This is a genomic window from Oceanisphaera ostreae, assembly GCF_042676125.1.
GTDB classification, from domain to species: Bacteria; Pseudomonadota; Gammaproteobacteria; order Enterobacterales; family Aeromonadaceae; genus Oceanimonas; species Oceanimonas ostreae.
On record NZ_JBHTJS010000007.1, the window covers coordinates 24,904 to 39,548 of the forward strand.

General features: G+C 49.3%; 14 protein-coding genes. 10 read left to right on the forward strand and 4 right to left on the reverse strand.

All coding sequences use genetic code 11. The annotated features are described in order from the left end of the window. Positions 1-529: 529 nt before the first annotated feature. Both ACFQ1C_RS03160 and ACFQ1C_RS03165 read left to right on the forward strand, forming a co-directional pair. The gene (locus ACFQ1C_RS03160) at positions 530-2,437 is read left to right on the forward strand and encodes a transglycosylase SLT domain-containing protein (RefSeq protein WP_379557081.1); all 1,908 of its coding nucleotides are present in this window, start codon (positions 530-532) and stop codon (positions 2,435-2,437) included. Continuing rightward, a complete protein-coding gene (locus tag ACFQ1C_RS03165) occupies positions 2,427-3,308 on the forward strand; it encodes an NAD(P)-binding domain-containing protein (protein WP_379557082.1) in 882 nt (293 codons plus the stop codon). The genes ACFQ1C_RS03160 and ACFQ1C_RS03165 overlap by 11 nt, the downstream gene beginning before the upstream one ends. Before the next feature lie 245 nt (positions 3,309-3,553). Here ACFQ1C_RS03165 and yjjX read toward each other — a convergent pair whose 3' ends face one another. After that, a complete protein-coding gene (gene yjjX / locus ACFQ1C_RS03170) occupies positions 3,554-4,093 on the reverse strand; it encodes an inosine/xanthosine triphosphatase (protein ID WP_379557083.1) in 540 nt (179 codons plus the stop codon). A 76-nt stretch (positions 4,094-4,169) separates the two neighbouring features. Between yjjX and yciA the strand changes: the two genes are divergently transcribed. Then, entirely contained in the window at positions 4,170-4,568 is a 399-nt protein-coding gene (gene yciA, locus ACFQ1C_RS03175; protein WP_379557084.1) for an acyl-CoA thioester hydrolase YciA, read from the forward strand. Continuing rightward, positions 4,568-5,380, forward strand: a complete 813-nt coding sequence (locus ACFQ1C_RS03180) for an endonuclease/exonuclease/phosphatase family protein (RefSeq protein WP_379557085.1) — start codon at positions 4,568-4,570, stop codon at positions 5,378-5,380. Before yciA ends, ACFQ1C_RS03180 begins: the two co-directional genes overlap by 1 nt. A gap of 583 nt (positions 5,381-5,963) precedes the next feature. On the opposite strand, the gene ACFQ1C_RS03185 is transcribed toward ACFQ1C_RS03180, so the two are convergent. Both ACFQ1C_RS03185 and gloB read right to left on the reverse strand, forming a co-directional pair. Next, on the reverse strand, positions 5,964-7,346 hold the full coding sequence (locus tag ACFQ1C_RS03185) for a LysM peptidoglycan-binding domain-containing protein (protein WP_379557086.1): 1,383 nt from the start codon (positions 7,344-7,346) through the stop codon (positions 5,964-5,966). Positions 7,347-7,409: 63 nt separating this feature from the next. Next, a complete protein-coding gene (gene gloB / locus ACFQ1C_RS03190) occupies positions 7,410-8,198 on the reverse strand; it encodes a hydroxyacylglutathione hydrolase (RefSeq protein WP_379557087.1) in 789 nt (262 codons plus the stop codon). Positions 8,199-8,254: 56 nt separating this feature from the next. On the opposite strand from gloB, the gene ACFQ1C_RS03195 reads away from it, so the two are divergent. Continuing rightward, positions 8,255-9,019, forward strand: a complete 765-nt coding sequence (locus ACFQ1C_RS03195; RefSeq protein WP_379557088.1) for a class I SAM-dependent methyltransferase — start codon at positions 8,255-8,257, stop codon at positions 9,017-9,019. A 250-nt stretch (positions 9,020-9,269) separates the two neighbouring features. Here ACFQ1C_RS03195 and rnhA read toward each other — a convergent pair whose 3' ends face one another. Next, positions 9,270-9,731 carry a ribonuclease HI gene (gene rnhA / locus ACFQ1C_RS03200; RefSeq protein ID WP_379557089.1) on the reverse strand — a complete coding sequence of 154 codons (462 nt, stop codon included), beginning with the start codon at positions 9,729-9,731 and terminating at the stop codon, positions 9,270-9,272. Between the two features lie 144 nt (positions 9,732-9,875). Between rnhA and dnaQ the strand changes: the two genes are divergently transcribed. The 5 genes from dnaQ (at position 9,876) to ACFQ1C_RS03225 (ending at position 14,619) form a co-directional block, all read left to right on the forward strand. After that, the gene (gene dnaQ, locus ACFQ1C_RS03205) at positions 9,876-10,604 is read left to right on the forward strand and encodes a DNA polymerase III subunit epsilon (protein ID WP_379557090.1); all 729 of its coding nucleotides are present in this window, start codon (positions 9,876-9,878) and stop codon (positions 10,602-10,604) included. After that, positions 10,592-11,722 carry a hypothetical protein gene (locus ACFQ1C_RS03210; protein ID WP_379557091.1) on the forward strand — a complete coding sequence of 377 codons (1,131 nt, stop codon included), beginning with the start codon at positions 10,592-10,594 and terminating at the stop codon, positions 11,720-11,722. Before dnaQ ends, ACFQ1C_RS03210 begins: the two co-directional genes overlap by 13 nt. 48 nt (positions 11,723-11,770) lie before the next feature. After that, a complete protein-coding gene (locus ACFQ1C_RS03215; RefSeq protein ID WP_379557092.1) occupies positions 11,771-12,385 on the forward strand; it encodes an HAD family hydrolase in 615 nt (204 codons plus the stop codon). 170 nt (positions 12,386-12,555) lie between these two features. Continuing rightward, positions 12,556-13,461 carry a LysR family transcriptional regulator gene (locus tag ACFQ1C_RS03220; RefSeq protein ID WP_379557093.1) on the forward strand — a complete coding sequence of 302 codons (906 nt, stop codon included), beginning with the start codon at positions 12,556-12,558 and terminating at the stop codon, positions 13,459-13,461. Between the two features lie 129 nt (positions 13,462-13,590). Continuing rightward, positions 13,591-14,619: a TRAP transporter substrate-binding protein gene (locus ACFQ1C_RS03225; RefSeq protein ID WP_379557094.1), complete on the forward strand. Its 1,029-nt coding sequence runs from the start codon at positions 13,591-13,593 to the stop codon at positions 14,617-14,619. Positions 14,620-14,645 lie beyond the last annotated feature (26 nt).

Consider the following 14,645-nt stretch of genomic DNA (forward strand, 5'->3'; position numbering starts at 1 on the left):
ACCGCGGTTTAATAATGTGATCTACATCAACTTATCATGGCCGGCGTGTCCATGCAGGTTAAATTTGTGATCGAGTCGCCGCTACCACTATTTACTCCTTGTCAGCATAGACCAAAATCAGCCAGACTCGAACGAATAAGTTACTTCCATCGCTTTAAACCTGTGAAGTGTCAAGGGTGAAGAGCAAAGGGACACCCCGCATAGCGCATAGAGAGAAATACCGCTCTTTTGTAGTCCACGCTTCAGCTGTGGGTTCTGCGAAGCAGAAGGTTTAGGCCTAATACCAATCTGAGAGCGTAACTGATCTATTTAGCTGCTCTGTAAGGCCGAACAAAGGTTCTACCCTACTGACACGTTACAAGCACCTGTAACGCTCAAACACATGGTCTCCCTGTTATAAACCTAAGGCATACAGCGTAAGACGTACGGCGATGCTTGTCGTCTGGCGCTACTTTATTTTCCGTTGCCCATTGGCAGTGTTAGCACTATTCCTTAGGATAGCTCTCTATTCGTTATTTAGGGGTGTGCTGTGAGAAGCTTGCTAGGAGTGGGTCTGCTGCTGTTAGGGCTGAGTGTTAGCGTTCAGGCATCATCGCTGCGTGAACAATATAACCAAGCCGAACACGCGCTGAAAAACAAAGATGAACTGCGATTTGCTCAGCTACGCAAAGGGTTAGACAGCTATCCGCTGACGGTTTATTTAGATTATCAATATCTTGCCGATCGCCTTTCCAGCTTAAGCACCTCTCAAGTTACAAATTTTATGCGGAAGTATCCCGACTCACTGCTGGCTGACCGACTAGAAGGGCGCTACTTATACCGTCTTGCGCGTGAGCAACGTTGGATCGAGTTCTTAACTCTCTACCCAGAACTTCCCAATAGCATTGCCTTGCAGTGTGCTCATTATCGGGCCAAATGGGCCACGGGTGATAAAGCGATGGCGATGGCCGGCGCAAAAACGCTTTGGCTATATGGCCACTCTCGCCCTGATAGCTGCGATCCTTTATTTTCAGTGTGGCAAAAAGCCGGGGGCCGCACCGACCAAGATATTTGGCAGCGTATGTTGCTCGCTTATCAAAGTGGAGAAGAAGGCCTAGTTAAGTACTTAGGCCGTCAGCTAAGTGCATCAGCCACGCCTGCGGCAGATTTTTTGCAATCATTAAGTAAAGATCCTCAGCAGTTGATAAAGGGCGATCTAGTAAAGGCCCAAGGTCAACGGCAAAAAGAGGCATTAGCACAGGCGCTAGCGAAACTTGCTAACACTGAGCATGCGAAAGTAATGCAGATCTATCCCACTTATCAGCGTCAAGCTGGGTTAAGTCAGCAGCAAGTCACCGGCATAGAGCAACAGCTGGCCCGCCGTCTTATGTACAACCGCACGCGAGAGTATCGCAGTTGGCTGGATAGCCGTTTACCTGCCATTGGCGACGAAGACTTGTTTGAGTTGCGAGCACGCATAGCCATTTGGGAGCAAGACTGGCGCAGTCTGCCCAGCTGGATTGACCGATTGTCTGCCAACGCTCAGCAAGACAGTCGTTGGTTGTATTGGCGTGGCCGGGCATTAAAAGCGCAAAATCGTCATGCCGACGGTGATAAAGCTTGGCAGCAAGCTGCCCAGCACCGTAACTATTATGGCTTTTTAGCGGCTCAGCAAAGCAAGCTGTCATTCTCTTTGCAAAAGAAACCGTTAGTATCGGCGCCAAGCTTAGCTCAGGCCCGCAAACAATGGCCTGCGCTCTCTCGAGTAGAGGAGTGGCTGGCGCTCGGTAATAAAACCGCGGCGCGCAGCGAATGGTATAACCAGCTAGGCAAGGTGAGCGCAGCCGACGGCCTCGCATTAGGTAGCTTGGCGTTAAAACAGGGGTGGTACGATAAATCGATTCAGGCCAGCATTCAGATTAAGGCATGGGATCATCTAGATTTGCGTTTTCCTGTCGTGTATCGCGATATTTTTCAGCGCCAAGCCAAACATTTACGGGTTAGTGAGGCCACTTTGTTTGCCATTGCCCGCCAAGAGAGCGCTTTTTATGAGTTAGCGCGCTCTCCGGTAGGGGCGGGCGGCCTGATGCAGCTGATGCCTGCTACCGCCAGGGAAACGGCCAAAAAGTTTAACATTAGTGACTTCAAGCGGGACTCGGATGTCTATATTCCTGCTATTAACGTACAGCTAGGATCAAGCTATTTTAAAGAAATGCTCGATCGCTACAGCAACAACCGCATTGCCGCTATTGCCGCATACAATGCCGGCCCACATCGTATTGATCGCTGGTTACGTAACAGCGGCAGCCGACCACTGGATGTGTGGGTTGAAAATATTCCTTATCGAGAAACCCGTGGCTATGTGCAGAACGTGCTGGCATTTTCGGTGATTTATCAAGATGTGCTGGGCCAAAAACAAACCTTTATTACCCCTTCGGAGCTGAGCTATGTCTACTAATGTAGACACTGAGTCTTGTATGGAGAAAGGTATGGATAAAGGTGTGAAGAACAATGTGGCGAAAAGTGTCGCTATAGTCGGCTTGGGCTGGTTGGGCGAGCCGCTGGCGTTGGCGTTATTAAGCCAAGGTTATATGGTGTCTGGCAGCACCACTAGCGCAGACAAAGCCGAGCGATTAGCCAACGCGGGCATCAATACCATGGTGTGGAATATTAATGAGCCACTGCCAGCGGTATGGCCGGCGGCACTGGCTGCCAATACGGTGGTGCTGTGTGTGCCGCCTGGCAAAGTAGAAAATTATGCGACGGCTTTAGGCGAAGTTGCCCGCTTGGCGGCAAGGGGCGGCGTACAGCGGTTATTGTTTACCAGTGCCACCTCGGTATACGGTGGATTGGGCCTAAAAACCGAAGACGACGCCAATCCGGACTCCGAACGAGGCGAGCGCATGCTGGCTGCAGAGCAGGCGGTGCAGAGCTGTGGCGTGCCAGAGGTGCTGTGCTTACGATTGTCTGGCTTAGTCGGTGGTAATCGTGAGCCGGGCCGTTTTTTGGCGGGGCGCAGCTTTGAGGGGGGCGACGAGCCAATTAATCTCGTGGCACAACAAGATTTGCTACGGTTTATACCGGCAATATTAGCTAAACCTTGCTGGCCGAGCACATTGAATGTGAGTGCGCCACATCACCCTAGCCGCCGCGATTTTTATTGCCAAGCGGCACTGTTGCGCAATCTGCCGCCACCAGAATTTAGTGGCGGCGGGCAAGGCAAAAGCATAGACGGCAGTGCCCTCAGTGGCTGGCTGGGCTTGAGCTATCAGGTTACGGATTGGTTTGCGTGGCTAGACGAGCGCAACGCGAAAACAGCGCAGAGCTAAACCCAAACCTATTTTTGCAACGGAATCCACGGAAAAGTTAACATGGGATAAGAGCGAAAAGTGCGAGAGATCTTATTAGTAAGAGCCAGATCTTTGTAGAGTCGCTTATTTTTATTACGAATATTCGGCCGTATTTCGCTTTGGTTAAGACCTTACCCTATAAATATATTTTCAGATTTGATCTCTATTTTTCCGTGGGGTTCGTGGATTCCGTTGCGAGAGTATCTAGTCTTTCAATATTGCCTTTAACACTGAGCATAAGGTTCGGGGTTAATTAATGGTGCTAATGCCAAGATTAGCGTATCGCAATAGACGCGACGCCGATCCAGCAAGTTGGCGGTTAATACCCCTATGGCACCGCCTTGCTGCTTGCAGTTATTTAAGCTAAAGAGGCGATCCATGGCGTGGCCCAGCTCTTCACCTGCGGTCACCGCCTGTGCCACAAAGGGCGGTAATGTGAGGCTGGCGCTACGGCTGGCATTATCTAACCCGCCATGGCCCAATACTTGGATCCAAGCAAAGGTCATGCTGTGTTGAGCGCCGTGGGTTATGCCGCCTTCCATTCCAATCCACAAATCGGCATTAGGCAGAATGGCCTGGGCCGCCAACGCTCGCTGGCGTGCGCCTTGGTAGGTTTCGTCGTCGCTCATGGGTTGTTCAGCAACGCCCGAGGGCACAGCTACCCCGCTGATACGACAGGGAGTATCAGGAAAAATCTGTGTTAACGCCAAACGAGCCGCATCAATTTTGGCGGGGTTTAGTGATGCCACAACAACGTTCATCATATTTATATCTCACTACTGGTAGCCAACAGGCCAACGTATAATGATGCCATTTTTAACAGAAAAAGAGAGCAGTGTAATGAATGATCAAACGGAGCCTAAGGGAGACGTATTAATGCGCACCATGGCGATGCCCGCCGACACCAATGCTAATGGTGATATTTTTGGCGGCTGGATCATGTCGCAAATGGACCTAGGTGGTAGCTTGTTGGCCAACGAAGTTGCTTTTGGCCGCGTAGGGACCGTTGCGGTAAGCGAGATGAACTTTTCACGGCCCGTTAAAGTGGGAGATGTAGTGTGCACCCATGGCGAGTTAATTAAAGTGGGGCATACCTCAATAACGGTAAAGGTAGAGGTGTGGGTTAAGCCGGTATTAACGCCTCAAGCTGGTGCACGTTATAAAGTAGCACAGGCGCAGTTTGTGTATGTGGCTATTGATGATAATGGTCGTCCGCGTGCGGTGCAGGCGCCTCTTTGATGCAACGGCTAATTTTATTTTTAGCTGTGGCTTTATTGCTTAGTGGCTGCATTGATGTGCCCGAGAAAAAATTATTAAGCGATGGTGGGATACCTTTAGACCACGAATGTGCTCGGCCCCCTGTTAATAATAGCCATGCCTTACCGCCGAGTTTTTCGCTACTTAGCTGGAACATTTATAAACAGCAGGGTGACTGGCAAGCGGAGCTTAATCAATGGCTGAATAACAGTGATTTATTATTGTTACAAGAAGCCAACGCCAGCGACGAGCTACACCAGTGGTTGCGCCAGCAAGAATATCATTGGTTTCAGGTAGCCGCTTTTAATTGGAATGGTATTGGTAATGGCGTGTTAACGGCTGCCAAAGGACAGCCGTCACAAGTCTGTGGTAAACGGCTATTAGAGCCCGCTACGCGTATTCCTAAGTCGCTATTGTTTAGTTATTACTCGTTGCAAGGCTCATCGCAACAATTGCTGCTGGTTAACTTGCATGCCATTAACTTTTCACTGCGCGGGCGCACCTATAACGAGCAGCTGAATATGATAAGCAACGTCATCGGTGATTATACGGGGCCGGTGATAGTGGCAGGTGACTTTAACCGTTGGAATGGTCGTCGGGCTGGCTTTCTGGCCAGCTGGGCGGCAAAAGAGCAATTAACCGAAGCTCTCCCCAATCCTGATATTCGCACTCGATTTTGGGGATATCCGCTAGACGCAGTTTTTTATCGTGGTCTCACCCTCGAGCAAGCGCAGGGTCTAGAATCCACCGCCTCAGATCATCACGCCCTACAAATGAGGTTTAAGGTGCTTTAAGGACGGTGAAGCGTGAAGTGTAAAGAGTGAAGGGGAAAACAAAGTAGAAAGAACAGCGTCCAGCACCCGGCTAAAGACAACACCGCCTTATGTTGGCTCTGTGTTTTTATGCCGGTACCGGGTCGTGGCCCGGCATAACGGCTCCAGTATCTGATCTTAGAGCTTAAACCTAAGGGCAGATCCAGACCTTCGTCAGGAAGACGGCTTAAATACAGCTGGAAGCGGTCAGCTATAAACTGGAAGTTAAAGAAAAAAACCTAAACCAACCGGTATATTCAGTCTCTGTTTCGCCTGTCACTTTTGCTTGGGTCTTATCTGAGCTCTTTACCATTAAAGATCCCTTTCAAATCTGATCCCTATTTTTCCGTGTTCTTCCGTGTTCTTCCGTGTATTCCGTGGCGAGAGAGTCTTTAGGCTGTCGTGTTGTGACCTAAATGGTTCCGCTTGGGTTGTAATGCGAGAGCAAGCGTTGGCCTACAAAAGAGCCGTGAAGGGGATCGCGACAGGAAGATACAAAAACACCGAGCCTAGGCTCGGTGTTTCTACGTAAGGCGTACAGCGTAAGACGTATCGCTGCTTTTACTTAACCCGCATTTGCGGCAACCACTAAGCTTTGGCCTGTGCGTAGCGTGTGCTTATTGGCGAGGCTGTTCCAGCGTAGCAGTTCATTAATGCTGACACTAAAGCGGTTAGCGATGGCAGATAAAGAATCACCGGACTTTACCTTATAAACGCCACCAGCGGGAGTTGCCGCCGCTGCAGTGGCATAAGGCGTAGGTAGCATTAATGCCTGCCCCACCCGAATGGTGCTGCCACGTAAGTTATTCGCTTGGCGAATAGCCTGTATGCTGGTGCTGTGGCGCTGTGCAATTCTGCCCAAGCTATCGCCGCCTTGCACTTGATAATGCGTGTAAGATTTACGCTCTTGCTCTGGCAAATCGGCCATGGCAATTTCAAAGCCTTGTGCATGGGCAACCGGTACTAAAATTTCAGCATTACGCACCGGAGAGGTCGCCGTGCGCTTAAAGGCCGGATTAAGCTCTTTAAGTTTGCTGCGATCCATACCGGCTAAGTCTGCCGCCATGTGCAAGTCTACCTGCCCCTCTACCTCAATAACGGCCAACTGCGGTCGATTCGGCAAAGCAGGTATATCCATTCCATAATGGTTGTCGTGCTTCAAAATATCGGCCAATGCTAGCAACTTAGGGATGTAACCTTGGGTTTCTTTTGGTAAAGACAGTGACCAATAATCAGTAGGCTTGCCTTGGCGACGATTCGCTTTCATGGCGCGCTGCACTCGACCTTCACCAGAGTTATAAGCCGCTAATGCCAACACCCAATCACCGTCAAAGAAATTGTTCAAATATTCTAGATAATCAAGTGCAGCACGGGTAGAAGCCACGACATCGTATCGGCCGTCATACCAGTTATCGTAATGCAGACCAAAGTTCTTGCCGGTGCCTTTCAGCATTTGCCACAATCCAGCGGCATGTCCATGGGAATAGGCCTTAGGGTCAAAAGTGCTCTCAACAACAGGCAATAATACCAGCTCCATTGGCATGTCCCGTTTCTCTATCTCTTCCTTGATGAGATAGAGAAACGGTCTGGCGCGTTCTGATACAGAGCGCATATAACCTGGGTGTTTAAGATACCATTTGCGCTGTGCGACCACTCTGGGATGATCCAAAGGCATATCCAGCTGCATTTTGTCAGCGAGATCAGCCCACAAGTCCGCTTGCTTTACCTCTGCCTCGGGTTGCTCGGGCACAGAACGAGGGATCATGCTGTAGGCTCGACCTAGGTCGGCAGTGCGGTCGTGAATTTGCAACGACGTGTAAACTGATGAAGTGTGGTAAAGCTGGCTATCGGCCGCTTCTTTTCCTGCGCTGTTCTGGTTATCTGAGGAATGTAATCCTTGGCAGCCAGCCAGAAGCAAGGCACTGGATAAAATACAGAGTCTTCTCATGGTGTTCGCATCTCTAAAAAACGGCGGTCAGTGTATGCTTTGTGAGCAGCTTAATCAAGTTCGTTAAAAATCGTCTTTCCAGCGCCTAAGTGCAGCGAACACCTTAATGTACTCGTCTAACTCTGCTCCGGCATGGGCCTCTGTAGAGGCTCTAACGCTGTCTAAGTGCGTACGCAGAAAGACATTAATGGCTTTTTCTTGACCAATAGAACTGGGCACAGTAGGTATGCCTTGTTGACGTAATTTAGCTACTTTTTGTAAGTACTTTTGTAATTCGGCATTGTTTGGCTCAACGGCATGACAAAACGCCAGATTAGACTGTGTGTATTCGTGGGCGCAATAAACACGAGTATTATCAGGCAGTGCGGCAAAGCGCGTTAACGAACGATGCATTTGTTCTGGTGTACCTTCAAACAAGCGACCACAACCGCCCGAAAACAAGGTGTCGCCACAAAACAGCAAGGGTTCGCCGGCCACGCCGTTAGGCTCAATATAGGCAATATGGTCTAGGGTATGGCCAGGCACCGCCATCACCTCAAACTCCATCCCCAACTCGGGCAAGGTCACTTTATCACCATCATTCACCGCAATGGCGCCTAGCGCGGGCAGGGGCTTGTTGGCAGGAGCATATACCTTGGCGTGAGGCCAGTTAGCCAGCAGCGCCTTAACCCCACCTGTATGATCATGATGATGATGGGTAATCAAAATGCTAGTGAGTGTAAGTTCTCGCTCGGCTAATACTTGTTCAACCGGAGCGGCTTGCCCAGGGTCGACAACCACGGCTTGGTTGTTATTCGTTAGCAGCCAGATATAGTTGTCTTGAAACGCAGGAATAAGACTAATGTTAACCATATTATTGTCCTTATAATCAGAAGTTGGGCGCTAGCTTAACAGAGGTGCAAATATTGATGAAATCTGCCAGCACGCCAGCCAGTTGGCAACAATTACTGCGCGGGTCGCATCTTGCTGAACAATTACAGCACCGCCTAGATGACTGGGCGCCATCATTGTTTGGTTTTAATGTACTAAAAGTAGATGCTTTAAGTGCCGCGCTGTCATTGCAAGGTAGCCGGCTGCTGCACTCAGTCTATCTAAGCCAGAATGAGGCTTCGGATAAAACGGCGTTAAGTGCCGACTTAATCGGTGATGCCACTGCCATGCCGTTTGCTCCGGGCAGCTTAGATGCCTGCTTATTGGCGCATGTGTTAGATTTTAGCGAACACCCTCATGCCATATTACGCGAAGTAGAAATAGGATTGCGAGACGACGGTTGGCTGATTATTTCAGGTTTTAACCCATACAGCAGTGCGGGCCTTGCCAGTTTATTGCCTACAGTAAAGTGCCGATTACCGCGTTGGCAGAATATGGTGGCACCAGGCCGATTAGAAGATTGGTTAAAGCTATTGGGATTTGAGGTGATCAAACGTGATTACTGTGGCTTAACTCAGATGTTTGATTTCTCAAGAGGCGGGCAGTGGTGTCGGCGTGTTTATCCGCATTATTGCCCCTCGCTGTCGGCCGCTTACATCATCATGGCGCGCAAACGTCGTTATCCGCTGACGCCCATTCGGCAATATCAACCAACAAAGCAGGTGCTGCAGCCCGGCATGGCCCGCCAACAGCAACAACAACTGAAGACCAGCGCCGAGCTAAAAACTAGTGCTAAAGAGTAAAAGTTTTCGCAACGAAATCCACAGAACCCACGGAAAAATAGAGATCAAATCTGAATACAACCTGTTAAGGGTGAAGCGTAAAGAGTGAAGAGGACAACCTAACTGCCGCCATCTGACTTCTTGTTTGCTCTTATATCAATAAGAGCTCTTAAGCACTTCTCGCTCTTATCTCAGCTTAATTTTTCCGTGGCAGAAGGGTTTAGGTGTTTGATTCAGCTCTGCGCTTGGTGCTGGGCGCTCGGCGCTATGTTTACCCTTCGTAGCCAGTATCGTCGTGGTTAGCATCGTTTTCAGCCGCTTCTCGCGCTAAGTCGTCGCAGCGTTCGTTCTCGGGGTGGCCAGAGTGGCCCTTAACCCAATGCCAAGTGACTTGGTGGCGTTGGCAAAGCTCATCGAGTTGTTTCCACAAATCTACGTTTTTAACCGGCTTTCTAGCGGAGGTTATCCAGCCTTTACGCTTCCAACCGGTAATCCATTGGGTAATACCTTGGCGAACATATTGGCTGTCTGTGGTTAAATCAACTTCACAGGTATCACTTAGCGCAGCCAACCCTACAATAGCTGCCATTAGCTCCATGCGGTTATTGGTGGTTAGCCGATAGCCACCGCTGAGCTCTTTACGGTGTGCGTTATAAATAAGTACGGACCCATAGCCTCCAGGACCTGGGTTGCCTAAACAAGAGCCATCGGTATACAGTTCAATCTTTTTCATCTAAACGTTCACAATCGAAAATTATAGGGCGGCAGTCTGCCACAGCAGCCGCTAAAAGACAGCCAAAAAGCAGTTTTGCTTCTGGCTAGCATAGCGAGTGGCAGTTATTTATACTGGCGCGACTTGGGTAAAGGAAACAGACAGATGAACCAGCAAAGCCATTCACGGATTGTCGTGCTCGATACCGAAACCACCGGTATCAACATGGACGCCGGTCCGCACTATATGGGCCACAAAGTCATTGAAATTGGCGCCGTTGAGGTGGTTAACCGTCGTTTAACTGGGCGCCATTATCACGTTTACCTTAAGCCAAACCGAAAAGTAGACGAAGAAGCCATTAAAGTTCACGGTATTACCGATGACTACTTGGCCGATAAGCCGGTGTTCTCGTCACAAGTTGATGAGTTTTTACAATTTATCAGCGGTGCCGAACTTATCGCACATAATGCGCCTTTTGACGTGGGTTTTTTAGATTATGAGCTCACGTTAATCGGTCGCAAAGAGCGCATAGCATCGTTATGTAAAGTCACCGATACGCTGGCCATGGCGCGTAAGATGTATCCTGGTAAGCGTAATAACTTGGATGTGTTATGTACGCGCTATGGCATAGACAATAGCCACCGTAGCTTGCACGGGGCTTTGCTAGATGCCGAAATATTGGCTGACGTATACCTGTTAATGACTGGTGGTCAAACCAAGTTAAACTTACAAAGTGACGGCCAACAGCAAGGTGATGGCGGCGCGATTCATCGATTAGACTCGAGCAGGGCACCGTTAAAAATTATTCGTGCCGACGACCAAGAGCTGCAAAACCACGAAGCACGGCTTGATTTAGTCATGGAAAAAGGAGGCAGCTGTTTATGGCGAACCTAACCACTCGCTGTTTGCTGATATTTTCGTTGTTGTTGGTAGCCACCACGGTTTTTGCTAATGAACAAAACGCGCGCTGGTTGAGTAACACCTTTCGCATCGACCCCTCTATTTCTTCTGTTACGCTGCTTATTGAGCGAGAGCTAAACAGTAGTCCTGTGGTATTAATCCGCCCCGATGGCAGCAAATATTATTATCAACAGCACCCCGACAATATCAGTTGGGCTAGCACCGACAGCCGAGATGTAATTACCTTGTGGCAACCCGAGCCTGGCCCATGGCAAGCCACCGGCAAAGTGAATAAAGAGCGGGGAATTTCGCTGGTAAGCGAGTTTGAGTTAGTGATAACGCCACTTGCCGAGCGGTTATATCAACAAGAGGTATTAAAGCTCACCGCTGAACTACGCCATAACAGCACGCGGTTAGACGCTAACTATTACCTCAACGACCTAGCATTGCAGGCGCAACTCATCGATTTAAAAAACGATAATGAAGCACAATTTGCGCCGGCGCCGTTAGTTATTGGCCACTTTCTGGATGATGGGCTGGGGCTAGATGCCTATCCTGGTGATGGCAAACTGACGGCAGAAACCATTATCGACACCTTGCCCGGCGAATATCTGTATCAGGCGCAAGTGAGTAATCAGGTGCTGGCGCGCACCCAAGAACAAACGGTATTAATTTACCCTATGCCACTTAAACTGCAGTTTTCTACCCCCGACGAGCAAGGCAAGTGGCAAGTGAACTTAACCGCCGATAAAGAACTAGTTGCCGACTCTTTGGTGGTCACCGGTGAGTTAGTTACTCCCTCACAACAGCGCATTCCCATTTCAGGTTCAGGCAGGCTCATTACCCTGCCTGAAGCCTTAGAAAGCGGCAACTACTATTGGCAAGGACGTGCCTTTGCTACCAATCAAGCTGGGCGTGAAGTGCAGCTTAATCTCGCCAAACAGGTTATTCGCGTCAGCCCACCGTTAAAGGTCACTACTGACGTTACGCCCGAAGCTAAGCCCATGACGTTAACCTATCTCATTGCCGGTGGCGTGTTGTTGTTGGTACTTTTAGTTGTTGGTTGGTTTTTACGCAAACGCGCAGTCAACAAGCGTAAAAAAAGCCTGTAGCGGTGCAATCTAAGTTTTAGAGAAATATTTTACTCATGGGAAAGCTTCGTGATTACTCGACTCAGTGATTTAAAACTTAACGATATTCGTGGCGTCATCTTCGATCTCGATGGCACCTTAGCGCATTCAAATCCAGACTTTCTTGGGCTGCGTCGTGAGCTGGGTATTAGCCCTGGCATGGATGTGTTGGCGCATGCAGAGAGCCTAAGTGAAGAGGCGGCGCGCAGTAGGGCGCTTGAGCTTATTCATGAGTATGAGATACGCAGCTCGCAGACCTCAACTTGGGTAGAGGGCGCGCGTGAGCTGATTGAATATCTGCAATCTAAATCACTGCCGTTAGCCATTTTGACCCGCAATATACCCGAAGCGGCCCAGATGACGATTAATAAGCTCGGCATAGATATCTCGCTGGTGTTGACGCGCCATGATGCCGAACCTAAACCGCACCCCGAAGGTATTCAGCTTATTTGCCAACAATGGCAGTTAGCGCCTGCAGATATCTTATATGTGGGTGATTATCTGTTTGATCTACAAACCGCCCAAAATGCCGGTAGCCGCTGCGCGCTCTATTTTCCTGACGCAGTGCCTGATTATGCCCTTGGTGCCGACATGCTAGTGACTTGCTACCATAGCTTTATCGAAGCGTGGAACTTGAGCGATTAACCCCCTTAAGTAATAAGCAATACCTTAAACTGATGTGGGCTCTGGGTTCCCGTCCCCGCCTACGCGAGGATGACGCTCCTTCGCGGGAATGACGCTCCTTCGCGGGAATGACGGCAGAACCACACCTGAGCCAGCTTGTTTTAAATATCCCAATGTCACGGAATCCCAATATGTGGAAGCTTAACCCTAGGGCTCTGAAGTATCTCAGTGAAGTCTCACGCTTCGGCTCATTGCGCAAAGTGGCCGCTCACCTGAATGTTGATGTCTCGGCCATCAGCCGCCAGCTGGCACAATTAGAAGAAGAGCTGGCAGCGACGGTGGTAATACGAAGCGGGCAGGGCGTTGTGCTCACTCAGATTGGTGAAGAGCTGGTGGCGCTTTATCGACAGCAAAAGGCAAGCGAGGCTGCAGCACTGTCCCGTATAGAAGCCTTGCAGAGTTTAAAAACAGGGAGGGTCAGTCTTGCGGTAGGTGAAGGTTTTATTGCCGATTTAATTTCTGCACCACTGCAAGCTTTTATGACCCGTTACCCTGGTATTCAGATCAGTGTTGAAATGGCAGGAGTCAATGAGGCGACCCGGCTGGTTAAGGAAGATCGAGTAGATTTAGCGGTGGTTTATGCTCCTTCCCCCGATGCCGAGTTATATTCTCATGTGATAACCCGTCAGCCGCTGGAGCTCATCGCTCCTCCGCAACATGCTCTTACCAGGCAGCTTCCACTTACTATTCGACAGATATCAGAATATCCCTTGGCCCTTATCGATCAACAGTTTGGCATGGGGCAGCTGGTCAGCTTGGTTGAGGAGCTGGAACATATCCGCTTTGAACCACAATTAAGAACTAATTCTGTCGCTGTTTTAAAGAATTTTGTGCTGTCCGGTATGGGGGTTACTTTCATGCCACGGTTGACGGTGCAAAGTGAGGTCGAGCAAGGGAAAATAATCTGTATACCTGTACCTCATCCCGTACTAACTGGTGCGAGTGCACATATCGTTAGTCATAAAGGTCGCGAGTTAACAGTGTCATCTGAAGCTTTAATTGCCCATCTTCACGATGGGATGTTATTCTTTAATTGATTGTAAATGCAATGTTAAATATTGTGTTGACTTTATTGCAACGCATTAGATATTGAAAAGTCAACGCGACAACGCTTAATCTGGTGAAGACTTTTTAAAACATACAAACTGGATATGGAGATCACGACTATGCTTACTTGTAAAATCAAGCCGCTAGCAAAATGGATGACGACGGTATGTGGGGCTGGAGCCTTACTGATCAGTGGTCTGGCCGGAGCGGCAACCACCATTGACCTATCTTACAATGGTGCACCCGATGCAGATAAGAATGCGGTACACCTGTTTGCCTCTAACCTGAAAAAGTTGGTAGAAGAAAAAACGCAGGGAGAGCTGGAGTTAAAGCTGTATCCCAACAGTATGTTGGGTGAAGAAGAGCAGCGAATGGAGCAGGTGATGAATATGCCTAGCCTGAATATCGCTTCTTTTGCCGGTATTTCGCCACTGTTTCCCGAAATTTATGTCAGTTCAATTCCTTTCCTGTTTAAGGGCTTTGACGACGCGCGCCGCTTCTTTGACCAGGGTGAATACTGGAAAGCTGCGCAGGAAGAGTTCTATCAGCGTACCGGTACTCGCTTGCTGGCGGTAGTAGAAGAGGGGGGCTTCCTGGCCTTTACCAATAACAAACGACCTATCAAGCAGCCTGATGACTTCAAGGGGTTGCGCTTCAGGGCGATGGATAAGAGCCAAGTGGCATTATATGAAGCCTTTGGCGCTTCGGGTACTCCCATTCCCTGGACAGAAGTCTATATGGCGATGAAGACGGGAGTAGCCGATGGCCAGATGAACCCGCCAATGTACATTATCTTGGGTAGTTTACAGGAGGTACAAAAATACCTGACATTGGCTAATATTCAATATTCCGATCAGTTTCTGGTAGCCAATGAACAGTTGATGGCGTCCCTGACCGACGAGCAAAAGGCGGCCTTGAAGGACGCAGTAGAGGAAGCTAACCAACTCAATCGTCAGTCGGTCGAATCCAAAGTAGAAGAGCGAGTCCAGTTTTTGGCTGATAAGGGGATGGAAGTCTATCGTCCTACGGCAGAACAGTTGGCCGCGTTTCAAGAAAAAGCCAAACCTTCCTACGTGACCTGGTTGCAAGAGCAAAACATCGACCAGAAATGGATTGATCTGGCCCTGCAGGATGTAGAGTCCAATTAATTAGCTCCCGATAAGGTGGCGGTGCC

What these genes read in the sequence shown, in the direction of transcription:
- ACFQ1C_RS03165 (WP_379557082.1), top strand. Translation starts at nt 2,427, where the DNA reads ATGTCTACTAATGTAGACACTGAGTCTTGTATGGAGAAAGGTATGGAT.
- yjjX (WP_379557083.1), bottom strand. Translation starts at nt 4,093, where the DNA reads ATGATGAACGTTGTTGTGGCATCACTAAACCCCGCCAAAATTGATGCG.
- yciA (WP_379557084.1), top strand. Translation starts at nt 4,170, where the DNA reads ATGAATGATCAAACGGAGCCTAAGGGAGACGTATTAATGCGCACCATG.
- ACFQ1C_RS03180 (WP_379557085.1), top strand. Translation starts at nt 4,568, where the DNA reads ATGCAACGGCTAATTTTATTTTTAGCTGTGGCTTTATTGCTTAGTGGC.
- ACFQ1C_RS03185 (WP_379557086.1), bottom strand. Translation starts at nt 7,346, where the DNA reads ATGAGAAGACTCTGTATTTTATCCAGTGCCTTGCTTCTGGCTGGCTGC.
- gloB (WP_379557087.1), bottom strand. Translation starts at nt 8,198, where the DNA reads ATGGTTAACATTAGTCTTATTCCTGCGTTTCAAGACAACTATATCTGG.
- ACFQ1C_RS03195 (WP_379557088.1), top strand. Translation starts at nt 8,255, where the DNA reads ATGAAATCTGCCAGCACGCCAGCCAGTTGGCAACAATTACTGCGCGGG.
- rnhA (WP_379557089.1), bottom strand. Translation starts at nt 9,731, where the DNA reads ATGAAAAAGATTGAACTGTATACCGATGGCTCTTGTTTAGGCAACCCA.
- dnaQ (WP_379557090.1), top strand. Translation starts at nt 9,876, where the DNA reads ATGAACCAGCAAAGCCATTCACGGATTGTCGTGCTCGATACCGAAACC.
- ACFQ1C_RS03210 (WP_379557091.1), top strand. Translation starts at nt 10,592, where the DNA reads ATGGCGAACCTAACCACTCGCTGTTTGCTGATATTTTCGTTGTTGTTG.
- ACFQ1C_RS03220 (WP_379557093.1), top strand. Translation starts at nt 12,556, where the DNA reads ATGTGGAAGCTTAACCCTAGGGCTCTGAAGTATCTCAGTGAAGTCTCA.
- ACFQ1C_RS03225 (WP_379557094.1), top strand. Translation starts at nt 13,591, where the DNA reads ATGCTTACTTGTAAAATCAAGCCGCTAGCAAAATGGATGACGACGGTA.